Annotated in this window: 22 protein-coding genes; 9 read left to right on the plus strand and 13 right to left on the minus strand. The window is 68.3% G+C overall.

All coding sequences use genetic code 11. The features are described 5' to 3' along the window. Position 1: 1 nt before the first annotated feature. The gene (gene bamC / locus M3149_RS13040; protein ID WP_251709972.1) at positions 2 to 1117 is read left to right on the plus strand and encodes an outer membrane protein assembly factor BamC; all 1116 of its coding nucleotides are present in this window, start codon (positions 2 to 4) and stop codon (positions 1115 to 1117) included. On the opposite strand, the gene M3149_RS13045 is transcribed toward bamC, so the two are convergent. Beyond that, on the minus strand, positions 1114 to 1650 hold the full coding sequence (locus M3149_RS13045; RefSeq protein ID WP_251709973.1) for a hypothetical protein: 537 nt from the start codon (positions 1648 to 1650) through the stop codon (positions 1114 to 1116). The genes bamC and M3149_RS13045 overlap by 4 nt on opposite strands. A 13-nt stretch (positions 1651 to 1663) precedes the next feature. Next, entirely contained in the window at positions 1664 to 2794 is a 1131-nt protein-coding gene (locus M3149_RS13050; protein WP_251709974.1) for a JmjC domain-containing protein, read from the minus strand. A 38-nt stretch (positions 2795 to 2832) separates the two neighbouring features. On the opposite strand from M3149_RS13050, the gene M3149_RS13055 reads away from it, so the two are divergent. Continuing rightward, positions 2833 to 3372 (plus strand): FKBP-type peptidyl-prolyl cis-trans isomerase, encoded by a 540-nt coding sequence (locus M3149_RS13055; protein WP_251710012.1) that lies wholly within the window; start codon positions 2833 to 2835, stop codon positions 3370 to 3372. 10 nt (positions 3373 to 3382) lie between these two features. On the opposite strand, the gene dut is transcribed toward M3149_RS13055, so the two are convergent. From dut to xseB, 7 genes are all read right to left on the minus strand, one after another. Continuing rightward, positions 3383 to 3832 (minus strand): dUTP diphosphatase, encoded by a 450-nt coding sequence (gene dut / locus M3149_RS13060; RefSeq protein ID WP_251709975.1) that lies wholly within the window; start codon positions 3830 to 3832, stop codon positions 3383 to 3385. A gap of 10 nt (positions 3833 to 3842) precedes the next feature. Beyond that, the gene (locus tag M3149_RS13065; protein WP_251709976.1) at positions 3843 to 5654 is read right to left on the minus strand and encodes a TRAP transporter large permease; all 1812 of its coding nucleotides are present in this window, start codon (positions 5652 to 5654) and stop codon (positions 3843 to 3845) included. Positions 5655 to 5665: 11 nt separating this feature from the next. Continuing rightward, positions 5666 to 6262 (minus strand): TRAP transporter small permease subunit, encoded by a 597-nt coding sequence (locus M3149_RS13070; protein WP_251709977.1) that lies wholly within the window; start codon positions 6260 to 6262, stop codon positions 5666 to 5668. Between the two features lie 151 nt (positions 6263 to 6413). Beyond that, positions 6414 to 7493 (minus strand): TRAP transporter substrate-binding protein, encoded by a 1080-nt coding sequence (locus tag M3149_RS13075; protein WP_251709978.1) that lies wholly within the window; start codon positions 7491 to 7493, stop codon positions 6414 to 6416. Positions 7494 to 7685: 192 nt separating this feature from the next. Further along, positions 7686 to 9617, minus strand: a complete 1932-nt coding sequence (dxs, locus tag M3149_RS13080) for a 1-deoxy-D-xylulose-5-phosphate synthase (RefSeq protein ID WP_285887071.1) — start codon at positions 9615 to 9617, stop codon at positions 7686 to 7688. A 15-nt stretch (positions 9618 to 9632) separates the two neighbouring features. Then, positions 9633 to 10532, minus strand: a complete 900-nt coding sequence (locus M3149_RS13085) for a polyprenyl synthetase family protein (protein ID WP_251709979.1) — start codon at positions 10530 to 10532, stop codon at positions 9633 to 9635. Next, on the minus strand, positions 10529 to 10783 hold the full coding sequence (xseB, locus tag M3149_RS13090) for an exodeoxyribonuclease VII small subunit (protein ID WP_251709980.1): 255 nt from the start codon (positions 10781 to 10783) through the stop codon (positions 10529 to 10531). The genes M3149_RS13085 and xseB overlap by 4 nt, the downstream gene beginning before the upstream one ends. A 242-nt stretch (positions 10784 to 11025) precedes the next feature. Here xseB and M3149_RS13095 point away from each other — a divergent pair, with 242 nt between their 5' ends. The 4 genes from M3149_RS13095 to M3149_RS13110 all read left to right on the plus strand — a co-directional run bounded on the left by M3149_RS13095 (position 11026) and on the right by M3149_RS13110 (position 16698). Beyond that, positions 11026 to 12186, plus strand: coding sequence for an aromatic ring-hydroxylating oxygenase subunit alpha (locus tag M3149_RS13095; protein WP_251709981.1), 1161 nt, complete (start codon positions 11026 to 11028; stop codon positions 12184 to 12186). Between the two features lie 62 nt (positions 12187 to 12248). Continuing rightward, the gene (locus tag M3149_RS13100) at positions 12249 to 13139 is read left to right on the plus strand and encodes a DMT family transporter (protein ID WP_251709982.1); all 891 of its coding nucleotides are present in this window, start codon (positions 12249 to 12251) and stop codon (positions 13137 to 13139) included. A 93-nt stretch (positions 13140 to 13232) separates the two neighbouring features. Next, positions 13233 to 14099, plus strand: a complete 867-nt coding sequence (locus M3149_RS13105) for a sulfurtransferase (RefSeq protein WP_251709983.1) — start codon at positions 13233 to 13235, stop codon at positions 14097 to 14099. Next, positions 14086 to 16698, plus strand: coding sequence for a PAS domain-containing sensor histidine kinase (locus tag M3149_RS13110; RefSeq protein ID WP_251709984.1), 2613 nt, complete (start codon positions 14086 to 14088; stop codon positions 16696 to 16698). Before M3149_RS13105 ends, M3149_RS13110 begins: the two co-directional genes overlap by 14 nt. A 34-nt stretch (positions 16699 to 16732) precedes the next feature. Here M3149_RS13110 and M3149_RS13115 read toward each other — a convergent pair whose 3' ends face one another. The 4 genes from M3149_RS13115 to polA form a co-directional block, all read right to left on the minus strand. Continuing rightward, the gene (locus tag M3149_RS13115; RefSeq protein WP_251709985.1) at positions 16733 to 17554 is read right to left on the minus strand and encodes a ZIP family metal transporter; all 822 of its coding nucleotides are present in this window, start codon (positions 17552 to 17554) and stop codon (positions 16733 to 16735) included. A 75-nt stretch (positions 17555 to 17629) separates the two neighbouring features. Further along, positions 17630 to 18529: a dienelactone hydrolase family protein gene (locus tag M3149_RS13120; protein WP_251709986.1), complete on the minus strand. Its 900-nt coding sequence runs from the start codon at positions 18527 to 18529 to the stop codon at positions 17630 to 17632. A 111-nt stretch (positions 18530 to 18640) separates the two neighbouring features. Beyond that, positions 18641 to 19831: a serine hydrolase domain-containing protein gene (locus M3149_RS13125; protein ID WP_251709987.1), complete on the minus strand. Its 1191-nt coding sequence runs from the start codon at positions 19829 to 19831 to the stop codon at positions 18641 to 18643. Positions 19832 to 19833: 2 nt separating this feature from the next. Then, on the minus strand, positions 19834 to 22623 hold the full coding sequence (gene polA / locus M3149_RS13130; protein ID WP_251709988.1) for a DNA polymerase I: 2790 nt from the start codon (positions 22621 to 22623) through the stop codon (positions 19834 to 19836). A 66-nt stretch (positions 22624 to 22689) separates the two neighbouring features. Between polA and M3149_RS13135 the strand changes: the two genes are divergently transcribed. From M3149_RS13135 to M3149_RS13145, 3 genes are read left to right on the plus strand one after another with little or no spacing between them, the layout of a single operon-like run. Further along, positions 22690 to 23013 carry a hypothetical protein gene (locus tag M3149_RS13135; protein ID WP_251709989.1) on the plus strand — a complete coding sequence of 108 codons (324 nt, stop codon included), beginning with the start codon at positions 22690 to 22692 and terminating at the stop codon, positions 23011 to 23013. Between the two features lie 25 nt (positions 23014 to 23038). Continuing rightward, complete coding sequence (locus M3149_RS13140; protein ID WP_251709990.1) at positions 23039 to 24034, plus strand: homoserine kinase; 996 nt, start codon at positions 23039 to 23041, stop codon at positions 24032 to 24034. After that, complete coding sequence (locus tag M3149_RS13145) at positions 24031 to 24837, plus strand: BPSS1780 family membrane protein (protein WP_251709991.1); 807 nt, start codon at positions 24031 to 24033, stop codon at positions 24835 to 24837. The genes M3149_RS13140 and M3149_RS13145 overlap by 4 nt, the downstream gene beginning before the upstream one ends. The last annotated feature ends 16 nt before the right edge of the window (positions 24838 to 24853 follow it).

Below are 24853 nucleotides of genomic sequence, written 5' to 3' on the forward strand. Positions count from 1 at the left end.
GATGCGCTCACCTGTCCGCTCTGCCCGTCCGCTCCACTGCCTGGGCCTGCTTGCTTGCGTTGCCCTGCTCGCCTCGGGCTGCTCGATCCTCCAGGAGGACAAGATCGACTACAAGAGCGCGCAGCGCGGCAGTACCCTGGACGTGCCGCCCGACCTGACGCAGCTCAGCCGCGACACGCGCTATGTCGTGCCGGGCGCCGCGGTCACGGCCAGCGGCTACCAGACCAGCCAGACCGGCGGCGCTGCCACCGCTGCCGCAGGAACCGCGCCGCTGCAGGTGGGCGACGTGCGCATCGAGCGCGCCGGCGGACAGCGCTGGCTGGTGGTTGATCGCGCGCCCGCGCAGCTGTGGGGCCCGCTGCGCGATTTCTGGCAGGAGAACGGCTTCCTGCTCGACATCGACCAGGAAACCCTGGGCATCATGGAAACCGACTGGGCCGAGAACCGCGCGAAGATTCCGCAGGACTTCATCCGCTCCACCATCGGCCGCATCTTCGACAGCGCCTACTCCACCGGCGAGCGCGACAAGTTCCGCACGCGCCTGGAGCGCAACGCCAGCGGCGGCACCGAGATCTACGTGACGCACCGCGGCATGGTCGAGGTGTACAGCAGCAGCGAGAAAGACTCGACCGTGTGGCAACCGCGACCGGCCGACCCGGAGCTCGAGGCCGAGTTCCTGCGCCGCCTCATGCTCAAGCTCGGCGTGAGTGAAGCACAGGCGCAGTCGGTGGCCGCCACCGCGCCGGCGCGCCAGAATGCACGCGTGGCCACGGTGAACAACCAGCCGGTGCTGCAGTTCAACGACAACTTCGACCGCGCCTGGCGCCGTGTCGGCCTCTCGCTCGATCGCAGCGGTTTCACCGTCGAGGACCGCAACCGCAGCGAAGGCACCTACTTCGTGCGCTACGTCGAGCCCGTGGTGGAGGCAAACAAGCCCGGCTTCTTCGCGCGCATGTTCGGGGCCGAGAGCAAACAACCCACGCCGCAGCGCTACCGCATCCTGGTCAAGAGCGAGAACGACGCCACCACGGTGTCGGTGCTTGACGCGCAGGGCCAGCCCGATGCCTCGCAGAACGCGCAGCGCATCGTGCAATTGCTCGCCGCGGACCTGAACTAAAGCCCCAGGGTGGTGGGCGCGAAGGCCGGTCGGCCTTTGGCCCACCAGTCGCCCAGGCGCTCGGCGAGCGCCACCCGCCGTTCGGCGCTGTGTTCCGCCACGGCGCTGCTGCGCACAGGGTCCAGGCGCTCCAGGGTCCAGGTCGGCGTCCAGATCACCGCGGGAATCTCGTGCGGCGAGGCCTGCGGCACCGCGTGCGCCTCGATGAGGTGCGCCCAGGTGGTGCGCCATTGCACGAAGCGCGGGTGCTGCTGGCGCAGGGCGGTGAAGTCGCGCGCGAGCAGGCGCATGTGGCGGCCACGATGCGCCCACGCGTTGAGCCCCTCGATCACCGCACGCTCACCCAGCGGCCAATCGCTGAAATCGTCGTCGGCCAGCACGATGCTGGACCACCCCGCCTGTGCCGCGTTCGCGCAGGCGGCGCGCACCGCGTCGCCAAAGGCCAGCCGACCGACCAGGCGCCCTTCAGGCAAAGCAGGCACCGGATCACCGGCTGCGGTGTTGTTGCTGTCGTCGCTGTTGTCGCCGTCCATGGCTTGCTCCGCTTCAGTGATCCTCGGGCAGCCGGTGCAACCAGCCGGCCTCGTACCAATCCCCCAGCAAGGCCTTCGCGTCCTCGCTGGCACCCAGCACCTCGCGCGCGCTCAAGCGTCGCCGATCGGCGAGCCGGCGCATCAGCCGCGCGTCGGCACCGCCGGCGCGAATGCCTTCGCCGTTGATGAACACGAAGCGCGTGTCGTACATCATGCGCGTGCGTCGGTCCAGCCTCAAGGCGCCGGGATGCCAGGCCTGCGCAGGCTCTTCGAACCACACCGCAGGCTTGGGCTCGGTCATGACCTCGCCGAGCGCCAACGCCACCGCTTCGGGCCTTGCCAGGGCACGCTGCAGCGCGGCCATGGCGAAGGCCTGCATGCCTGCGGGCATGCGGGCGGGCATGTCGGTGGCGGGCTGCCTCGGGTCCTGGTAGAGCACCGGGTCGTCGATGTCTTCACCCAGACGCTGCAGGAGTTCACCGGCCAGGCCGCCGCGCTGCGGCGCGCGAAAGCCGATCGAGCAGGTCATGCAGTCACCGCCCACGGCATCGCCATCGTGCGCCCAGCGCGGGGGCAGGTAGAGCATGTCGCCGGGCTCCAGCACGAATTCCTGCTCGGGCTCGAAGCGTTGCAGGATCTTCAGCGGCACATCGGGCTGCAGGCTCAGGTCGGCCTGGCGGCCGATCCGCCAGCGACGCCGGCCCGTGGCCTGCAGCAGGAAGACGTCGTAACTGTCGAAGTGCGGCCCGACGCCGCCGCCCTCGCTGGCCCAGGAGATCATGAGGTCGTCCAGCCGTGCATCGGGCAAGAAGCGAAAACGCTGCAGCAGCTCGTGAGCGGCCTCCACGTGCAGGTCCACGCCTTGCACCAGCAGGGTCCAGCCAGGGCGAGACAACGGCGGCAACGCGCGCCGCGCGAACGGGCCGTGACGCAACGTCCATTGGCCCTCGCGCCGCGCGATCAGACGCGACTCCACGCCCTCACGGCCGGCCAGGTCGAACAGGGCGTCGCGCGACAGCGGGGCCAGCGGGTCGGCCACGGCCTGGCGAATGAGTAAAGGCTTCTTTTGCCAGTGCCGGCGCATGAACTGCGCCGGCGTGAGGCCGCCCAGGAGCGGCAACGCGGTGTCGGGGGAAGGGGTCATGGGAGAATTGTCGGATGAAATCCAAGCACCAAGACCCGATGGCCGTGACACCGCAATGCGTGGTGGCGCTGACCTGGACGCTCAAAGACACGCTGGGCGAAGTGCTCGACGAACTGGAAGAACCAGTCGAGTTCCTCGTCGGCGGCAGCGATCTGCTGGGCAAGATCGAAGAAGGCCTCCAGGGCCACCAGGCGGGCGACACGCTGGAGCTCCACCTGGAGCCGATCGACGCCTTTGGCGACTACGACGACCGCCTGCTGTTCCTGGAGCCGCGCGAACGCTTCCCGGCCGAACTCGAAGAAGGCATGGGCTTCGAGGGGCTGCCACCCGGCTGCAACCCGGACGCGCCGCGCGACCGCCTGTACTTCGTGAGCGACATCTACCCCGACCACGTGGTGCTCGACGGCAACCATCCGCTGGCCGGTATCGCCTTGCGCATCCACATCAAGCTGCACGCCGTGCGAGAGGCCACCGAGGAAGAGATCGGCCAGGGCACGCTGGGCGCGGGGTTCTTCCGCACGCAGATCGAACCGACGGACGCGAGCGGCACGCCGCCCGTGCCACCGACGCTGCACTGAGCGCAGGGCTTCAGCCGCGACCCGTTGAGCCGTAGCCGCCGCTGCCGCGTGCGCTTTCGGCAGCGAACTCGCTCACCACGTTGAAGCGCGCCTGCACCACGGGCACGATGACCATCTGCGCAATGCGCTCCATGGGTTCGATGGTGAACGCCACGTCGCTGCGGTTCCAGGCGCTCACCATGAGCTGGCCCTGGTAGTCGCTGTCGATCAGGCCCACGAGGTTGCCGAGCACGATGCCGTGCTTGTGACCCAGGCCCGAGCGCGGCAGGATGAGCGCCGCGTAGCCCGGGTCCGCCAGGTGCACCGCCAGACCGGTGGGCACCAGCTGCCAGGCATTGGGCGCCAGCGTGAGCGGAGCGTCCAGGCAGGCGCGCAGGTCCAGCCCCGCGCTGCCGGGCGTGGCGTAGGCGGGCATCTGCGCGGCCATGCGCGCATCGAGCACCTTCACATCGATCTGCACGGCAGCGCCCTCACTTCTTGTCGTTCTGCAGGCTGTCCTGCAGGGCTTTGGCCGGGTCGTCCTCGGCCGCGGGCTCTTCGGGCTCGGGCTTGAGCCCGTCTGCCTCGGGCGCTGCCTCCTCTTCGCCCTGCTGCTCTTCATCGGCGGCACCGCCATAGCCTTCCTCGCTCGAGGGTGGCGCCATGTCGCGCAGCAGGTCCTGCACCGCCTCGTTGTCCATCTTGACCGGGGCCCCCAGGCTGCCGATCACGAGTTGCGGGTTGAACAGGATCACGCCCACCATGATCAGCTGCAGCACGATGAAGGCGATCGAGCCCTTGTAGATCTGCGCCGTGGTGACCGCGGGAATGAGCTTGCCGGTGATCTTGTCGGTGTAGTCCTGGCGCGCGGCCACGCTGCGCAGGTAGAACAGCGCGAAGCCGAAGGGCGGGGTCAGGAAGGACGTCTGCATGTTCATGGCCAGCAACACGCCGAACCAGATCAGGTTGATGCCCATGCTCTCGGCCACCGGCGCCAGCAGCGGGATCACGATGAAGGCGATCTCGAAGAAGTCGATGAACATCCCCAGCACGAAGACCAGGAAGTTCACGAACAGCAGGAAACCCAGCTCGCCGCCGGGCAACTTGTCGAACAGGTGCTCGACCCAGATGTGGCCATCGGCCGCATTGAAGGTGAAGCTGAAGACGGTCGATCCGATCAGGATGAACATCACGAAGATGGACAGTCGCGTGCTGCTCTCCAGCGCCTCCTTCAGCAGCTTGAAGCTGAGCGCACGGCGCGCGGCGGCCATGATGAAGGCACCCACCGCGCCCATGGCGCCGCCTTCGGTGGGCGTGGCGATGCCCAGGAAGATGGTGCCGAGCACCAGGAAGATCAGCACCAGCGGCGGAATCAGCACGAAGGTGACCTGCTCGGCCAGGCGCGAGAGCAGGCCCAGCTTGAACAGACGGTTCACCAGCGCCAGGGCCAGTGCCAGGAAGGAGCCGACCGTGATCGACATGATCAGCACCTCGTCGCCGCCCGCGGGCACCTGACGCTCGATCAACGGGTTGATGATGGCCTCATGCTGCGTGGACCAGAACCAGCTCACCGCACCGCAGATGACCAGCAACACGAGCAGCGAACGGTGACCCGAGGCGCCGCTGGCCTCGGTGTAGATGCGAGCCTCTTTCGGCAATGCCGGTACCCACTTGGGCAGCACGATGGCCACCACCGCGATGAACAGCAGGTACAGGCCCACCAGCATCAGGCCGGGGATCAGCGCGCCGGCGTACATGTCGCCCACCGAGCGGCCGAGCTGGTCGGCCAGCACGATCAGCACCAGCGAGGGCGGGATGGCCTGCGCCAGCGTGCCCGATGCGGTGATGGTGCCCATGGCGATGGTGCGGTTGTAGCCGTAGCGCAGCATGATGGGCAGAGAGATCAGGCCCATGGAGATGACGGCCGCGGCCACCACGCCGGTGGTGGCGGCCAGCAGCGCGCCCACCAGCACCACGGCCACGGCCAGGCCGCCACGCACCGGGCCGAACACCTGGGCGATGGTGGAGAGCAGGTCCTCCGCCATGCGGCTGCGCTCCAGGATGATGCCCATGAGCGTGAAGAACGGGATCGCCAGCAGCGTGTCGTTCTGCATGATGCCGAACACGCGAAGCGGCAGCGCCTGGAACAGACCGGGGGGAAACAGGCCGACCTCCATGCCGATGAAGCCGAAGAACAGGCCGGTGGCGGCCAGTGCAAAGGCCACCGGGAAGCCCGTCAGCAGGAAGGCCAGCAAGCCGCAGAAGAGCAGCGGCACGAAGTTCTGGGTGATGAATTCGGTCATGGTGTGCTCACTCAGGCTTTGGTGCCGGCGGTCGCATCGCTGTTGGCGAGTTCCTTGAGCAGGACCTCGGTCTCATCGGGCTCCTTGTGGGCCAGCACGTCGGGGCCCGCGCCAGCCAGGAAGGCCGCGCGCTTGATCAACTCGGACGCGCCCTGCGCCAGCAGGACCGCGAAACCCAGCGGAATCAGCAACATGACCGGCCAGCGGATCAGCCCGCCAGCGTTGGACGACATTTCGCCGGAGGTCCAGGCGCGCTCGAACACCGGCCAGCCTTCGTAGATCAGCATCAGGCACAGCGGCACCAGGAACACCACGATGCCGATGATGTCGATCCAGTTGCGCGTGCGCGGGCTGAAGCGGGTGGAGAGAAAGTCGATGCGCACGTGCACGTTGCGAAGAAAGGCGTAGCCGCCCCCAAGCAGGAACACCGCAGCGAACAGGTACCACTGCACTTCCAGCCAGGCGTTGGAGCTGACACCGAAGACCTTGCGCACGATGGCGTTGCCGGCGCTGATCAGCGTGGCGGCCAGGATGAACCACATCATCAAGCGACCCAGCAGGTCGTTGAAGCGGTCGATGACGGAGGAGATTTTGAGTAGGGCTTGCATGGAGACCCCTTGACAGGCGGGTACGCCGGGCGGAGCCCGACAGTCTAGCCTGCGGCGTCAGGCGCAGGCTGTTGAACGGCTGACGTGCGCAGGACGCAAAGCACCAGAAAAAAGCCCCGCCGAAGCGGGGCGCGATGCGCTCGGCCCGGGCTCAGAGCTTGGCCGATTGCATGTAGCGATCGAACTGCGCTTCGGTGAAACGGAACCAGAGGTTCTGGTCGCGACGGAAGTTCGAGTAGTCGGCGTAGATCTTCTTCCAGTTCGGGTTGCTGGCCGAGAGTTCGCTGTAGAGCGCCATCGATTCCTTGTAGGCCAGGTCCATCACCGATTTCGGGAACGCCAGTACCTTGGCGCCGCCGGCGACCAGGCGCTTGAGAGCGGCCGGGTTGCGCGCGTCGTAGCGGGCCTGCATCACGGTATGGGCGTGCGAAGCAGACACTTCGACGATGGCCTTGTTCTCGGCCGACAGCGCGTTGTACGCAGCCTTGTTGACGTAGAACTCGAGCTGCGCGCCGCCTTCCCACCAGCCGGGGTAGTAGTAGTTGCGGGCAACCTTCTGGAAGCCGAGCTTCTCGTCGTCGTACGGGCCCACCCATTCGGTGGCGTCGATGGTGCCTTTCTCCAACGCCTGATAGATCTCGCCACCGGGGATGTTCTGGGGCACACCGCCCATGCGCGTGAGCACCTTGCCGGCAAAGCCGCCGATGCGCATCTTCATGCCCTTGATGTCGGCAGCGCTCTTGATCTCCTTGCGGTACCAGCCACCCATCTGGGCACCGGTGTTGCCGCCAGGGAAGTTCACCATGTTGTACTGGTCGTAGAACTCGCGGAACAGCTTGAGACCGTTGCCGTCGTACATCCACGCGGTGAGCTGGCGGCTGTTCAGGCCGAACGGAATGGCCGTGGCCATCGCGAAGGTGTCATCCTTGCCGAAGAAGTAGTACGGAGCGGTGTGGCCCATCTCGACGGTACCGGCCTGCACCGCATCCACCACACCGAACGCGGGCACCAGTTCACCGGGCGCGTGCACCGTCACATCGAATTTGCCACCGGACATGGCCTTGACCGACTGTGCGAACACGTCGGCCGCCCCGTGGATGGTGTCCAGAGCCTTGGGGAAGCTGGAAGTCAGGCGCCAGCGAATGGCGGCCTGGGCATGCACCGCAGGCGCGGCACCGGCGGCGAGCACGCCGGCGATACCGGCGTGCTTGATGAGGGAACGACGATCCATTTGCTTCAACTCCGTGGTTTGTATTGCTTGTCCCGCAGCTGGGCTGCGGGTGCCGTCGAGGCCAAGGAATTCTAGGAACGCCTCCCTGGGCGCCCTTGCGGGTTTTCCCTTGCAGCAAGGGCATACCCGGGTTCCCGTTCAGGGATTCGTCAGGCTCACGGCCGGCACGCACCACACCGGTGCGCGGGCTGATCACGCCACGATCTTGAGGCCCGACGAGCCGTCCAGCAGCGTGCCGAAGCGTTCGCGCACCGAGCGCTCGATGCCGGCCGCATCGAGGCCCTGCAGCGACAGCAGCCTGGCCGGATCGCCGTGCTCGATGAATGCATCCGGCAGGCCCAGCGTCATCACAGGCAGGCTCAGGCCCTCGATCTGCAGGGCCTCCATCACGGCACTGCCCGCACCGCCCATGACACAGCCCTCTTCCACCGTGACGATGGCATCGTGTGTGCGGGCGATCTCGCGCAGCAGGTCCAGATCGAGTGGCTTGGCCCAGCGCATGTTGGCCACGCTGGCGCCGAGCTTCTCGCCCGCGGCAAGTGCCGGGTAGAGCAAGGTGCCGAAGGCCAGAATGGCCACCCCGCGGCCCTTGCGGCGCAGCTCGCCCTTGCCGAACGGCAGGCCGTCGAGTCCCTCGGGCTGCGCCGCACCCACGCCGGCACCGCGCGGGTAACGCACAGCCACCGGGTGCTCCTGCGCGAACGCGGTGGATAGCAGCTGGCGGCATTCGGCTTCGTCAGCGGGGCAGGCCACCGACACGTTGGGAATGCAGCGCAGGTAGGCGATGTCGTAGGCTCCGGCGTGCGTGGCACCGTCGGCACCCACCAGGCCCGCGCGATCCAGCGCGAAGACCACTGGCAGGTTCTGCAACGCCACGTCGTGGATGAGCTGGTCGTAGGCGCGCTGCAGGAACGTGGAGTAGATGGCCACCACCGGCTTCATGCCCTCGCAGGCCAGCCCGGCCGCGAAGGTGACGGCGTGCTGCTCGGCGATGCCGACGTCGAAATAGCGGCCCGGAAAGCGGCGCTCGAACTCCACCATGCCCGAGCCCTCGCGCATGGCTGGCGTGATGCCGACCAGGCGCGGGTCGGCGGCCGCCATGTCGCACAACCACTGGCCGAACACCTGCGTGAAGGTGGGCTTGGGTGGCGTGGCGGGCTTGGTCAGGCCCACGGCCGGGTCGAACTTGCCCGGGCCGTGGTACGCAATGGGGTCGGCTTCCGCGAGCTTGTAGCCCTGCCCCTTCTTCGTCACGACGTGCAGGAACTGCGGACCGTCGTTGTCGTCGAGCAGCTGGCGGATGTTCTCCAGCGTGGGGATGAGCGAGTCGAGGTCGTGCCCATCGATGGGCCCGATGTAGTTGAAGCCGAATTTCTCGAACAGCGTGGCAGGCACCACCATGCCCTTGGCCTGCTCTTCCAGCCGCTTGGCCAGCTCGAACAGCGGCGGCGCGCCCTTGAGCACCTGCTTGCCCATGTGCTTGGCAGCCGAATAGAAACGCCCGCTCATGAGTTGCGCGAGGTAGCGGTTGAGCGCCCCCACCGGCGGCGAGATCGACATGTCGTTGTCGTTGAGCACCACGAGCAGTCGGCCATCGGCCACGCCGGCGTTGTTCAGTGCCTCGAAGGCCATGCCGGCCGTCATGGCGCCGTCGCCGATGATGGCCACGGCACGCCGCCCTTCCCCCTTGGCCCTGGCGGCCATGGCCATGCCCAGCGCGGCCGAGATGCTGGTTGAAGAATGCGCGGTGCCGAAGGTGTCGTACTCGCTCTCGCTGCGACGCGGGAAGCCGCTGAGGCCGTCGAGCTGGCGCAAGGTGTGCATGCGCTCGCGACGACCGGTGAGGATCTTGTGCGGGTAGGTCTGGTGGCCAACGTCCCACACCAGCCGGTCCTCGGGGGTGTTGAACACGTAGTGCAGCGCGATGGTGAGCTCAACCGTTCCCAGGTTGGAGCTCAGGTGACCACCGGTGCGTGCCACGCTGTGCAGCAGGTAGTCACGCAATTCGTCGGCCAGCGGCCGCAACTGCGCGCGCGTGAGTTTGCGCAGATCAGCCGGTGCATTGACGGTCTGCAGCAAGGCGTTGGCGGGCACGCCGGGTTGCGGTTCCTGGATCGGGTTCATCTTGTTTTCTCCTGCTCAGGAGCGGCGCTGGCCCACCCAGTCGGCCAGGGCGTGCAAGGTGGCGGTGTGGGGCAGGCCGCTGCGCTCCAGTGCGGCGTGGGCCTGCGCGAGAACGGCGTCGGCATAGGCCTGCGCCTCGGCCAACCCCATCAGGGACACGAAGGTGGGTTTGTCGGCGGCGGCGTCCTTACCGGCGGTCTTGCCCAGCGTGGCCGAATCGGCGGTCACGTCGAGGATGTCGTCCACCACCTGGAACGCCAGGCCCAGGTGGGCGCCGTAATCGGCCAGCGCGGCCTGTACCGCGGGCGCAGGCGACGCGGTGGCCGCGCCCATGGTGACGCTGGCCTGCAGCAGGGCGCCGGTCTTGCGCCGGTGCATGGCTTCGAGGGCTGGTCGATCCAGCGCGATGCCCACACTGGCCAGGTCCACGGCCTGGCCGCCTGCCATGCCGTCGGCCCCGGCCGCGAGCGCAAGCAAGCGGCACAGCCGCGCGCTCATGGCATCGGGCAGCGTGGCGTCGCCCGGCACCAGCAGTTCGAACGCCAGGGCCTGCAGCGCATCGCCGGCCAGCAGGGCCTGGGCCTCGCCGAAGCGCACGTGCACGGTGGGCTTGCCTCGCCGCAGCACATCGTTGTCCATGCAGGGCATGTCGTCGTGCACGAGCGAGTAGGCGTGAATCAGCTCGACCGCACAGGCCGCGCGCAGGGCGGCATCGGCCCGTCCGCCCACGGCTTCGCACGTGGCCAGCACCAGCAGCGGGCGCAGGCGTTTGCCGCCATCGAGCACCGCGTAGCGCATGGCCTCGCCCAGGCCGGCGGGCGCGTCGGCGCGCACGAAGCGCGACAGCGCCTGCTCCACCTCAGCCTGGCGTGCGGCGCGCCAGGCCGCAAACGTGTCGGGAATCACGGCGTTCATGGCGCCTCCCAGGGGCGGGTCTGCCCCGCCTCGAAGACCTGGATCTGCTGCTCCACCGCCTGCAAGCGCTCGCGGCAAAAGGCCAGCAGCTCGGCGCCGCGCTGATAGCGTGCCAGCAGTTGATCGAGCGGGAGCTGGCCGGCATCGAGCTGACCGACCAGTTGTTCGAGTTCCTGCAGAGCGGCCTCGTAGCTTTCTGCCACCGGTGCCGCCGGCGCCGGCGTGGAAGTGCGGGAATTCGATGGGGGCATGGCCTGAACGAACGGACACCCCGGAGGGGTGGGGGGAAAGACCGTTCATTCTAGCGAGGCCCCTCTGACGGACGGCCTGCCCCTCTTTCCCCCGGGGGTACAATCCCGGCTCTTTTTTTCCGAAACGACGGGCTCCTTGAGCCCGGAGGGACGCACCACTTCACCCTTCCCGCGCGAATTCGTCTGACGAGCACAGCGCTTCCCTGCCCCTTCATAGGGGGAGTCTTCAGGTCCAGGACGCCATGTCTGATTTGAGTCTTCAACTGCAGCAGGCCAAAAGCCAATTCCCGGTGTCGAGTTACTTCGACCAGGCGCTGTTCCAGCGCGAGCTGGAGACGATCTTCCAGCGCGGGCCCCGCTATGTGGGGCACGCTCTCTCGGTGCCGAACGTCGGCGACTATTCCACCCTGCCTCAGGAGGGCGAAGGTCGTGCGCTGGTGCGCACGCCCTCGGGCATCGAGCTCATCTCCAACGTCTGCCGCCACCGGCAGGCGGTGATGCTCAGGGGCAAAGGTAACCTGGGCGAACAAAAGCCCGGGCATGCCGGCGGCAACATCGTTTGCCCCCTGCACCGCTGGACTTACAGCGGTGCCAACACGCCCCAGGGCGGGGGCAAGGCCGGTCAGCTGCTGGGCGCGCCGCACTTCGAGCAGGACCCCTGCCTGAACCTCAACAACTACCGGCTGCGGGAGTGGAACGGCCTGCTGTTCGAGGACAACGGCGTCGACATCGCGGCCGATCTGGCCGGCATGGGCCCGGCGTCGCAGCTCAGCTTCGAGGGCATGGTGCTCGACCACGTCGAGCTGCACGAGTGCAACTACAACTGGAAGACCTTCATCGAGGTCTACCTCGAGGACTACCACGTCGGACCGTTCCACCCGGGCCTGGGCAACTTCGTCACGTGCGAAGACCTGCGCTGGGAGTTCAAACCCGAGTATTCGGTGCAGACCGTGGGCGCGCAGAACCTGTTGCAGAAAGCAGGCAGCCCGACCTACCAGCGTTGGCATGAGGCGCTGATGCGCTACCGCGGCGGCGAGCTGCCCTCGCACGGTGCCATCTGGCTCACCTACTACCCGCACATCATGGTCGAGTGGTACCCGCACGTGCTCACCGTCTCGACGCTGCACCCCATCAGTGTGGACAAGACGCTGAACATGGTGGCCTTCTTCTACCCCGAAGAAATCGCCGCCTTCGAGCGCGAGTTCGTGGAGGCGCAGCGCGCGGCCTACATGGAAACCTGCGTCGAGGACGACGAGATCGCCGAGCGCATGGACGCGGGCCGCAAGGCCCTGCTCGCTCGCGGCGACAACGAGGTCGGCCCGTACCAGAGCCCGATGGAAGACGGCATGCAGCACTTCCACGAGTGGTACCGGCGCAAGATGGGCGCGGCCTTCGCGGGCTGATCGGAGCCATCATCCACCGCGTCCGCGCAACGCCGTTGCTCCCGACGAAGAGGGCCTGAACGATGCAGGCACTCTGGATGCTGCTCGCATCCTTCTTCTTCGCGAGCATGGGCGTGTGCATCAAGCTCGCATCAGCCCACTTCAACCCCTTCGAGATCGTGGCCTACCGCGGCCTGGTGGGCATGGTGTTCGTGTGGGGCCTCACGCGCTGGCAGGGTGTCTCGCTCGCCACGCGCGTGCCCATGATGCACCTGTGGCGCAGCGTGGTCGGCACCATCTCGCTCACCGCCTGGTTCTACGCCATCGCGGTGCTGCCGCTGGCCACAGCCATGACGCTCAACTACATGAGCAGCGTGTGGATAGCCACCTTCCTGCTCGGCGGCGCGGTGCTGGTGCAGGGGCGCGACGCACCGATCCGCGAGCAGGCACCGCTCTTTCTCACCGTGATCGCCGGCTTCGCGGGGGTGGCCATGCTGTTGCGACCCAGCTTCAACGAAGCGCAGGCACTCGGCGGACTGGTCGGCCTGCTCTCGGGCCTGTTCGCTGCCCTGGCTTACCTGCAAGTGGCCGCGCTGTCGAAGGCGGGCGAACCCGAATCGCGCACGGTCTTCTACTTCTCGCTCGGTGCCCTGGTGGCCGGCCTGGGCGGCATGCTGTTCGCGGGTGCCAGCCCGCTGCGCTGGCCCAGCGCGCTGTGGCTGTTGCCCATCGGCCTGCTCGCGGTGTTCGGGCAGCTGTGCATGACGCGCGCGTACGCCCAGGGCGCCACCATGGTGGTGGCCAACCTGCAGTACTCGGGCATCGTGTTCGCGGCGTTGTTCAGCATCACGCTGTTTGGTGACCACCTGCCCCTGATCGGCTGGATCGGCATGGCACTCATCGTGGTGAGCGGCATCGCGGCCACGGTGCTGCGTACCAAGCGCGTGCCGCGCGCCCCGGCCGCCGAGTCCTGAAAGACGCCGATTGCCCACGCAATCGGCCCGACTGTGCGATTTGACAGGGGTTCAGGCCATGGGCGAACTCGAACGGTCGCACAATTCATGCGCATGACACCGGCCAACCCGTTCACCACCCTCATCCAGCCCCACGAACTGCAGGCGCTTCGCGATGCCGGCTCGCCGGTGCTGGTGCTCGATTGCAGCTTCGACCTCATGAACCCCGCCGCCGGGTGCGCGCAGTTCGAGGCCGAGCACATCGCTGGCTCGCTGCACGTCGATCTGGACCGCGACCTCAGTGCGCACGATCGTCCCGCCAGTGAAGGTCGCCACCCGCTGCCGCCGCGGGAAGCGTTTGCGCGACGCATGGCCGAACTGGGCTTGTCACGCGGCGCGCAGGTCGTGGTGCTCGACCGCCAGGGCGCCAACTACTGTGGGCGCCTGTGGTGGATGCTGCGCTGGTGCGGACACGAGGCCGTGGCCGTGCTCGACGGCGGCCTCGCGGCCTGGAAGGCCGCCGGCGGCGCGGTGGAAACCGGCGCAGCCGCCGTTCCGGCTCCGGGCGACTTCACGGCAAGCGAGAGCCTCGCGCCTGCCCTGGACACCAACACCCTGATGCAGCGCCTGGGCCGTGCCGACACCACCGTGATCGACGCCCGCGCCGCGGCACGCTTTCGCGGCGAGGTCGAACCCCTCGACCCGGTGGCCGGCCACGTGCCCGGCGCTCTCAACCGTCCCTTCGGCGAGAACCTGCAGGCCGATGGTCGCTTCAAGCCGGCCGCGCAATTGCGCGCCGAATTCGAGCGCCTGCTGGGCGGGCGCGACCCGGCCGGCGTGGTGCACCAGTGCGGCAGCGGTGTGAGCGCCGTCCCCAACCTGCTGGCGATGCAGATTGCCGGCCTGGGCACCACCGCGCTGTACCCGGGCAGCTGGAGCGCCTGGTGCAACACGAAGGGCACGCCACGTGCAAGGGGGTGACCGGGTGCGTGAGGGCGCTGACGAGCCGACAACGGCCAGGCCGGTGAACCGCCCGGTGCGCGTCGACAGCCCCGACGCCGCCGATCTTCGCCAGACCCTGCTGTGGCTGTGCCAAGGCGTGGGCGTGGCGGCAGCGCTGGTGATGGCGCTGGACATCGTTCTCGCCCCGCCCGACCAGAGCGAAGCGGGCATTGCCGCGCTGATGGCGGCCCTGGCCTGGGGGTGCTGGTGGGGTCTGCGCCAGCGCCGCCTGGCGCCGGAAGCGGTGGCCGCGCTGGTGGTGCTGGGTGTGCTGGGCGCCGCCACGGTTTCCGTTCTGGCCTACGGTTCGGTGCGTACCGCGGTGAATTTCCTGTTCGTGGGCGCAGTGGTCGGTGCGGGCATCTTCCTCGGCCGGCGCGCCATGGTGGGTGTGCTGCTGGGCACCCTGTGCCTGCTGGCTGTGCTCATTGCCATCGAAAGCCGCGGTGGCCTGGGGGCTGCGCCCGACTTCAGCGTCGGCCTGCGCGTGTGGTTCACGCAGGCCGTGGCACTGGCCGGCGTCGGGCTGATGGTGATGCACAGCCGTGCGCTGAATCAGCGCGCCGTGCTGCGCCTGCGCGACGAGCTCGAACGGCGCCGCCAGAGCGAGCAGGAACGCGACCGCAGCCTGTCGCGCTTTGCGCGCATCTTCCGCTCCAGCCCGAGCCCGATGCTCGCGCAGTCGGCGCGCAACGGCGCCATCCTGGATGTCAATCCCGCGTTCGAGCGCTGCTACGGCTACAGCCGCAACCAGGTGCTCGGGCGCGAAGATACCTTCCTGTGGGCCGACCCGCTGGAGCGTGAGCGCTATGTCGAGCGCCTTGTTCGCGAGCGCAGCATCCAGCAACACCGCTGCCGCGGGCGCCGCGCCGATGGCAGCACGTTCGAGGCACTCATTTCCAGCGAGACGGGCAGCGACGACGAGGACCTGCTCGTCATCTCCGCCATCACCGACGTGACCCAGCGCGAGGTCCTGCTGGAGCGGCTGCAGCGTTCGGAGGCGCGTTTTTCCACCGCCTTCAATTTCGCACCGCTGAACCTCACCATCTCGCGCCTGTCCGACGGCACTTTCCTTGAAGTCAACCGCGCCGAAGACCGCGCGCAGGGCATGAAGCCGGAGGAGCTCAAGGGGCGCACGTCGATGGAGGTGGGAGCCTGGCTCACGGCCGAGGAGCGCCAGCGCTTCGTGGCACAGCTACAGCGCGATGGCGTGGTCAACCGCTATGACACGCGCATGCGCCACAAGGATGGCTCGCTGATCGACGCGCGCATCTGGGCCGAACTGATCGACATCGACGGCGAGCCCTGCATCCTGGCCAGCACCATGAACGTGACCGAGGAGAAGCGCCGCGAGGCACTGCTGCTCGAGGTCGCCAAAGGGGTCGCGGCCGAGACGGGTGAGGCCTTCTTCAGTGCCCTCGCACGACACCTGAGCAGCGCCATCAATGCCGGGATGGTGACGGTGGCCGAGGTGCGCGCGGGCGACAAGCTGGACACGCTGGCCGTCTGGCGCGACGGGCGCCTGGGCCGCAACTTCGGATTCAGTGTCGCCGGCACGCCTTGCGCCGACACCCTGAGAAGCAACGGCTTGATGACCTGTCCGGTGGGCCTGGCCGAGCACTACCCGGACGCACCGCAGTTGCGTGCACAAGGCTTCGAGTCCTACCTGGGACAGGCGCTTCGCGACGCCGACGGCCAGCCCATCGGCCTGCTGATGGCGATGTGGCGCGAGCCTCTGGCGGTCAAGCCCGATACGCAGGCGCTGCTGTCGATCTTCGCGGCGCGTGCACAAGCCGAGCTGGTGCGCCTGCGCCGCGAGCGCGAGATCGTGCGGCTCAACGAGACGCTGGAGCAGCGCGTGCGCGAGCGCACCGCCGAACTGCAAAAGCTCAACGCCGAACTCGACGCCTTCGCCTATTCGGTCTCGCACGACCTGAAATCGCCGCTGCGCGCCATCGACGGCTTCGCGCAACTGCTCAAGGAGCAACTGGACACCCTGGGCGACGACGACGCCCGCCTGCTGATCGAGCGCGTGTTGTCGTCTTCCCAGCGCATGGGCAGCATCATCAACGACTTGCTGGCGCTGGCGCGCGTGAGCCAGGGAACGCTGCAACGCACCGAGGTAGACCTGAGCGCGCTGGCGCAAAGCGTGCTGGAACAAGAGCTGGCACGACACCCCGGCCACAAGGTACGCGCACGGCTGCAGCCCGACCTGATCGTCCACGCAGACCCGGACCTCGCGCGCATCGTGCTCGAGAACCTGTTCGGCAACGCGCTCAAGTACACGCGGCAACGCGACGTGGCCGAGATCGTCTGGGGTCTGGACCACATCGACGACGACGGCGTGCCGCACTTCCATCTGCGCGACAACGGCACGGGATTCGACATGGCCTACGTGGACCAGCTGTTCAAGCCCTTCAAACGCTTGCACCGGGCCAACGAGTTCGAGGGCACGGGCATCGGTCTGGCCACGGTGCGCCGCATCATCGATCGCCATGGCGGTCGAGTCAGCGCCGAGGGTGAGCCCGGCGTGGGCGCCACCATCCGCTTCAGCTTCGGCGCGCCACCGGTGGCGTGAACCAGCCCTCGCCGCGGCGAGGGACACGCGGCGTTCAGTGGCTGTGCGCCAGCCCGCTGACGACGCTCACCAGGGCAATGCCCGCCCCCAGCCAGGCCACCTGCGCCACCGTCTCGCGCAGGCTGAGCCGCTTCTGCAACTGCGGTATCAGGTCGGCCAGCGCCACATAGACGAAGCTGCTGGAGGCCGCCACCAGGAAGTACGGCAGCCAGTCCTCCAGTTGCACCAGCAGGAAATAGCCCACCAGACCCCCGAGCGCGGTGACCGTGCCGGCCAGCGACACCTTGACCAGCGCCGCGCGCTGCGTGCCCGAGGTGTGGCGCAGCACCACGAGATCGCCCATGTGGTGCGGCACCTCGTGCGCCAGCACGGCCAGCGCCGCCACCACGCCCAGCCGCATGTCGGCCATGAACGCCGAGGCAATCAGGATGCCGTCGCCGAAGGCGTGCACGCTGTCGCCCAGCAGCACCGTCCAGCCGCCAGAGCGAGGTCCACCGTGGTGGTGGTGGTGGTGGTGAGCGTGGTCGTGGCCTTGGTGGGCGTGACCATGATCCTCATGCGCGTGTTCCGGGCCGTGACCGTGCTCGTGCCCATGGTGCCAGAGCTCGGCCTTGTCGAGCAGGAAGAAGAACACAAGGCCGGCCAGCAGCAGCGCAAACAGCTCGTGCGCGCCGGCCGCGCTCTCGAACGCTTCGGGCAGCAGGTGCATGAAGGCGGTGGCCATGAGGGCGCCGGCGGCCAGACTGAGCATGTGCTGGGTGTAGCGCGCCAGCATCGCGAACCCCAGCAGGGCCGCAATCCAGACGCTGCCCACGCCGGCGGCAACGGTGCCCAGGAGGATGGCCAACAAGGTCATGAGATTCACCACGAAAAAAGGGCCGCTGATCCAGCGGCCCTTCGTTGATCGGTTGCCGGCGGACCGAGACCGCGCTCAGGCCACGCCGTGCTTCTTGAACCAGGCCAGGGCCTGCTTCCAGCCGTCCTCGGCAGGCTCCTTGCGGAACGTCGGCCGGTAGTCGGCATGGAAGGCGTGGGGCGCGTCCCGGTACAACACGAAGGTCGATTTCCTGGCGGCGGTACTGCCGCTCGCCAAGGCATTCTGCATCTTAGCAACCGTGTCAACAGGGATTCCGGTGTCCGCGCCCCCGTACAGGCCCAGCACCGGTCCCTTGAGCTGGCCCGCGATGTCCACCGGATGCTTCGGCGTGAGCGGGGTGCTATCGCCCACCAGTCGACCGTACCAGGCCACGCCGGCTTTGACCGCGGGGTTGTGTGCCGCGTACAGCCAGGTCTGGCGCCCGCCCCAGCAAAAACCGGTGACACCGATCTTGCGCGCATCGCCGCCGTTGGCGGCGGCCCACTTCACGGTGGCGTCCAGATCGCCCATCACCTGCGCATCGGGCACCTTGCTCACCACCTCGGCAATCAGCTTGGCGATCTCGCCGTAGCTCATGGCGTCGCCCTGGCGCACGAACAGCTCGGGCGCGATCGCCAGGTAGCCGGCCTTCGCGAAACGGCGCGCGGTGTCGGCGATGTACTCGTGCACGCCGAAGACCTCGGACAGCACCAGCACCACGGGCAGACCGGTCCTACCTGCCGGCGCGGCGCGATAGGCGGGCATCGAGAAGCCGTTGACATCGATCATGACCTCGCCCACGGTCAGGCCGTCGGCGGGGGTCTTGATCGCGGTCTGCGCCATCAGCGGCGCGGCGGCGGCGGCGTAGCCCACGCCCAGCGCGGCCTTGAGGGCGGTGCGGCGGGTGGCGCCCGCCGCGGTGCTGCTGCCGGGCAGCAGGGCTTCGGCGTCGCGGACCAGATCGTGTTCAAGCATGGTTGTCTCCTGTTGTTGATCGGGGAAGGAAAGGGACCGCCGAGGGCGGCAGAAGGTTCCGCCATACGGCGAGACCGGGCGCCACCCGGCACCCCACGGCACTCCATGGCACTAGACGCGCGTCACGGCGTCGAACATCTCCATGAGTTCTGTCGCCCACAGGCCCTCATGGTCCACCGCGGTGTGCACGAGCACGGTGCGCGTGGGCAGGTCGATCACCACGCGCTGGCCATGGTGGCCGTGCATCGCGGGGCGGGAGCCGTCGGCCTTGGAATGCCAGAACAGCGCTTTGTAGCCGATCGCCGGGCGCGGCCAGCCATAGCGCACCGCCGCGTCGCGTTCGCCCCAGCGGCTGATCTCGTCGATCCAGGCCCCGCTCACGATCGGCTGACCATCGGGGCCGCGGCCGCGCTGCGCCACCACACGGGCCAGGCGCGCCCAGTCTCGCAGCCGGGCTGCGAAGCCGATGCTGTTGAACTCCGCGCCGCGCGCGTCGGTGAGCCAAGTGGCATCGCCCTCGGCGCCCATGGGGCGCCACAGGGCCTGCTCGGCGAACGCGGACAGGCTGGTGCCCGTGACGCGGCGGATCACCATGCCCAGCGCCAACGCGCAGAGTTCGTTGTAGTTGAAGCGCGCGCCTGCGGCTTCGCGCCGTTGGTTCCAGCCGCTCACGGTGCGCGCGATGTCGGGGTCGTTGCCCAACAGCGCGCCGGGGTAGATGCTCGCGTTGTCGCGCTCGTGCACCACCTCGGCGCCGCTGGTCATGTTGGCGAGCTGGCGCAGGCTGGCCTCACCGTGCAGCGTGCCCCGCAGCTCGGGGACGTAGGCCGCGGCCGGGTCGTCGAACGAGGCGATGAGGCCACGGTCGATGCAGATGCCCAGCAACAGCGCACTCACGCTCTTGGCCATGGACCAGCTCGTGAGCCGCATGTCGGGCGTGCGCGCGAAGCCGTAACGCTCGAACAGGATGTCGCCGTCGCGCGCGATCAGCAACCCGGTCACCGGCCACTGCGCCATGTATTCCTCGGGTGTCTTGCGCAACAGGCCCCAGCGGTACCGGAAGCCCGCCATCGGTGCTTCGCGCCAGGGCGCGGCCTGCGCGCTGGCGCGGATTCTGTTGTGACGGATGGTGCGTTCGTGCCCACCCGAGTAGTTGCCGACGCGGAACTCGGTGGCGCGCTCGAAGCTCGCGCGGCTCTCGGGGTAGCCGCGCTGCGCGCCCCACTTGTCCCCGGTCTGCGCCCAGGCGGGCAGGCCGGCCACGGCCAGTCCGGCCGACAACAACGCGCGCCGGTTCCACATGCTCAATGTGCCTTGTCCCAGTTCGGGCCGACGCCGATCTCGGCCAGCAGCGGCACCTTGAGCTCGGCCACGCCAGCCATCAGGCGCGGCACCTCGGCGCGCACCCAGTCCACCTCGTCCTCGGGCACCTCGAACACCAGTTCGTCGTGCACCTGCATGATCATCTTCGTGGCCTTGCGCTGCGTGTCGAGCGCCTTCTGCACCGCCACCATGCTGAGTTTGATGAGGTCAGCCGCCGTGCCCTGCATGGGCGCGTTGATGGCGGCGCGCTCGGCACCGCCGCGGCGCGGGCCGTTGGGGCTGTTGATCTCGGGCAGGTACAGGCGGCGGCCGAACACCGTCTCCACATAGCCCTTGCTCTTGGCGCTCTGGCGCGTGTCGTCCATGTAGCGCTTCACGCCCTCGAAGCGCTCGAAGTAACGCTGGATGTAGTTCTTCGCCGCCGTGTTGTCGATGCCCAGCGCCTTGGCAAGGCCAAAGGCGCTCATGCCGTAGATGAGGCCGAAGTTGATGACCTTGGCGTAGCGCCGCTGCTCGCTGCTGACCTGCGCCACCTCGACGCCGAACACCTCGGCCGCGGTGGCGCGGTGCACGTCCTGCCCTTCGTGGAAGGCGCGCAGCAGGGCCGCGTCCTCGCTGATGTGGGCCATGATGCGCAGCTCGATCTGCGAGTAGTCGGCGCTGGCGATCACGTGGCCCGCGGGGGCCACGAAGGCCTCGCGCACGCGCCGGCCCTCGGGTGTGCGGATGGGGATGTTCTGCAGGTTCGGGTCGTTGCTGGAGAGGCGGCCCGTCACAGCCACGGCCTGCGCGTAGTGCGTGTGCACGCGGCCGGTGCGCGGCAGCGCCATCTGCGCGAGCTTGTCGGTGTAGGTGCCCTTGAGCTTCGAGAGGCTGCGGTGCTCGAGGATCTTCGCCGGTAGCGGGTAGTCCTCGGCGAGTTTTTCCAGCACTTCTTCATCGGTGCTGCGCGCGCCGGTGGCAGTCTTCTTGATGACGGGCAGGCCGAGCTTGTCGAAGAAGATTTCCCCGAGCTGCTTGGGACTGCCCAGGTTGAAAGGCTGGCCCGCGATGGCATAGGCCTCCTGCTCCAGCGCCACGATGCGCTGGCCGAGTTCGTGGCTTTGCGCGGCCAGCGTGGGGCCGTCGATCAGCACGCCGTTGCGCTCGATGCGGTAGAGCGTCTCGCTGCTCTGCATTTCGAGTTCGTAGATGAAGCGCAACTTGTCATCGGCCTGCAGCCGCGGCCACAGCACGCGGTGCACGTCCAGCGTCTGGTCGCTGTCCTCGCACGAATACTCGGCGGCCTTGGCCACATCCACCTGCGCGAACGGGATCTGGTGCGCACCCTTGCCGCACAGGTCCTCGTAGCTGATGCCCTTGCGCCCGGTGTGGCGCTCGGCCAGGCTCTCCAGGCTGTGCGGCTTGTGCACCTCGAGCACGTAGCTCTGCAGCATGGTGTCGTGCGCGTAGCCCTGCACCTCGATGCCGTGGTTGGCGAACACGTGGCGGTCGTACTTGATGTGCTGGCCGAGCTTGGCCTTTGTCGCGTCTTCCAGCCAGGGCTTGAGCTTCGCGAGCACCTCGTCGAACGGCAACTGGGTTGGCGCGTCCGGGCCGGCGTGGCGCAGCGGGATGTAGGCCGCCTCGCCCGGCGTCACGCTGAAGGAGATGCCCACGATCTGGGCCACCATCTCGTCGAGCGAAGTGGTTTCGGTGTCGATCGCGGTGAGTTCGGCAGCGTCGATGCGCGCGAGCCAGGTGTCGAAAGCGTCCCAGGTCAGGATGGTGTCGTACTTCAGTTCGTTGCGCGGCGCAGCTGGCGCCGGCGCATCGTCGAACAGCCCCTCGGTCACGCCCGGCGGCACGGCGGTGGAACCACCGGTCACCGGCGCTTCCTTGCCCGCAGCCGCGCGCGCCGCGAGCGACTTGAAGCCGTACTGCTCGTAGAAAGCGTGCAGCGCGTCGTGGTCGGGCTCGCCCATCTTCACCGCGTCCAGCGCGGGCAGGCCGGGCACGAAGCCGTTCAGATCGCAATCGGTCTTGATGGTGAGCAGTTGGCGCCCGGTGGGCAGCCACTCCAGCGCCTTGCGCAGGTTCTCGCCCGCCACGCCTTTGATCTCGCCCGCGCGCGCCACCAGCGCATCGAGCGAGCCATATTCCATGAGCCACTTGGCGGCCGTCTTGGGGCCCACCTTTTCCACGCCGGGCACGTTGTCCACCGCGTCGCCCACCAGGGTCTGGTAGTCCACCATCAGGTGCGCGGGCACGCCGAACTCGGCCTGCACGCCCGCGAGGTCGCGGCGCTTGCCGCTCATGGTGTCGATGATGGCGATGTGCTCGTTGACGAGCTGCGCGAGGTCCTTGTCGCCGCTGCTGATGATGACGTCGATGCCTTGTTCGGCCGCGGTGCGCGCAAGCGTGCCGATCACGTCGTCGGCCTCGACACCTGGCACGTCGAGCACCGGCAGGCCCATCAGGCGCACCACCTCGTGGATCGGCGGAATCTGCGCGCGCAGGTCGTCGGGCATGGGGCTGCGGTGCGCCTTGTAGTCGGCGTAGATCGCGTCGCGGAAGGTCGGGCCCGAGGCGTCGAACACGCAGGCCGCGTACAGCGCCGGAACCTCCTTCTTGAGGCTCTGGATCATGTTGATCATGCCGCGGATGGCGCCGGTGGCCGGGCTGGTGGGGTCGCCGGGCACGGCCCGCAGGTCGGGCATGGCGTGATAGGCGCGGTAGAGGTAGCTCGATCCGTCGATCAGCAGCAGGGTGCGGGCGGGGTCCTGGGTCATGCCGCCAATTGTGAGGGAAGGCCCCGTGGCGGCGCCGGGTCCGGGGGCGCTGCCTACAATCGGGCCATGTGCCGCCTTCCCTCGCCCTTGCTGACCCTGCTCGCCATGCTGGCGGTCACGGGCGCTGCCGCCCAGACGCCCCCGCCGGAGACCGTGCCGCTGCAGCGCGGCCCGGGCGATCGCATTGAACGCATCACCACCGAAGACGCGCTCACCCGCGTCGACGAAGTGCGGGTGGACGGCCAGACGCAGTCCATCCAGGTGCAGCCGAAAAACGGCGCGCCGGCCTACCAGATCCAGCCGCTGGCGCCAGGCCAGACGCCGGGCGCGTCCGCCGGCCGGCCCGCGGGCAACGCCGGTCGCAGCAGTTGGCGTGTCCTCGACTTCTGACCCCGCACACGGACCCTCATCCTTCATGGCCGTCTACACCGAGGTGCCCTTCGCCGAAGCCGCCGCCCTGCTCGAACGCCTGAACCTGGGCACCCTCACCGAGCTGCGCGGCATCCAGGGTGGTATCGAAAACACCAACTATTTCGTCACCAGCGAGCGCGACGGTGCCACCGTGGAACACGTGCTCACGGTGTTCGAGCGCCTGGGTTTCGAGCAACTGCCGTTCTACCTGCACCTCATGAAGCACCTGGCCACGCATGGCGTGCCGGTGCCCGAGCCCGCAGCCGACGCGAAAGGCGAGATCCTGCACACCGTGCAGGGCAAACCCGCTGCCGTGGTGGACAAACTGCGCGGGCGCAGCGAGCTGGCCCCGGGTCTGGCGCACTGCGAGGCGGTGGGCGCGATGCTCGCGCGCCTGCACCTCGTGGGGCGCGAGTTCGAACGCCGCCAACCCAACCTGCGTGGCCTGCCGTGGTGGAACGAGACCGTGCCCGTGGTACTGCCCTTCCTCACGCCCGCACAGGCCGCGCTGCTGCAGGCCGAACTGGCCTACCAGAACCACATCGCCGCCGGCAGTGCGTACCAGGCTCTGCCGCGTGGCCCGATCCACGCCGACCTGTTCCGCGACAACGTGATGTTCGAGGGCAGCGAGCTCACCGGCGTGTTCGACTTCTACTTCGCCGGTGTCGACACCTGGCTGTTCGACCTCGCCGTGTGCCTGAACGACTGGTGCGTGGTGCACGGCGGCGAACGCGATGGTCAACCGGTGGACGAACTGCAGCGTGCGCTGCTCGGCGCCTACGAGGCCGTGCGCCCCCTCGCCGCCGCCGAGCGTGCGCTTTTGCCCGCGATGCTGCGCGCCGGCGCGCTGCGCTTCTGGCTCTCGCGCCTGTGGGACCTGCACCTGCCGCGCGAGGCCGCATTGCTGCAGGCACACGATCCGGCGCACTTCGAGCGCGTGCTGCGCGCGCGGCTGCCGCATTGCAGCGCGCACGCGCGTGTCGAAGCGGAGCTGGCATGAGGCTGCACGTCAATCCCGCCACCACCGGTTGGCTCTGGGTCAAGGCGGGCGTGCGCACCTTCTGGCGCCAGCCACTGGCCATGTCGGGCCTGTTCTTCATGTTCATGGTGGTGGTATCGCTGCTGTCCATGCTGCCGATGGTGGGCACGGCCGTGGCCATAGCCCTGGTACCGGCTGCCACGCTGGGCCTCATGGCCGCCACACGCGAAGCCGACCAGGGGCGCTTTCCCATGCCGTCGGTGCTGGTGACGGCCTTTCGCGGTGGTCCGGCGCGCCGCCAGGCCATGCTGGTGCTGGGCGGTCTGTATGCGGTGAGCCTGCTGCTGGTGATCACCGTCTCCAGCCTGTTCATGGGCGACATCCCCGCACCCGTGCCCGACGGCACCGAGGTGAGCGCCGAGGCCATGAGCGCCGCCATGAACCGCCCCGGCGTGTGGATCGCCATGCTGCTCTACCTGCCGGTGATGATGGCCTTCTGGCACGCACCGCCGCTGGTGTTCTGGCACGGCGTCAAGCCGGCCAAGAGCCTGTTCTTCAGCCTCGTGGCCTGCTGGGGCAACAAGGGTGCGCTGCTGGTCTTCACCCTGGGCTGGGTGTGCGTGTTCATCGTCGTGGGCGTCGCACTCGGTGCGCTGGGCTCACTGCTCGGCGGTCCGCAGGCCATGCAGGTGGTGCTCTACCCGATCGTGCTGTTCATGGCCTCGATGTTCCACACCTCGCTCTGGTTCACCTTCCGCGACAGCTTCCGCTTCGATGACGTGCTGCCAGACGCCGAAGCACCAACTGCCGACGAGCAGACCTGATCGCCCGCTGCGCGAG

This window comes from Hydrogenophaga intermedia (assembly GCF_023715105.1).
GTDB classification, from domain to species: domain Bacteria; phylum Pseudomonadota; class Gammaproteobacteria; order Burkholderiales; family Burkholderiaceae_C; genus Hydrogenophaga; species Hydrogenophaga intermedia_A.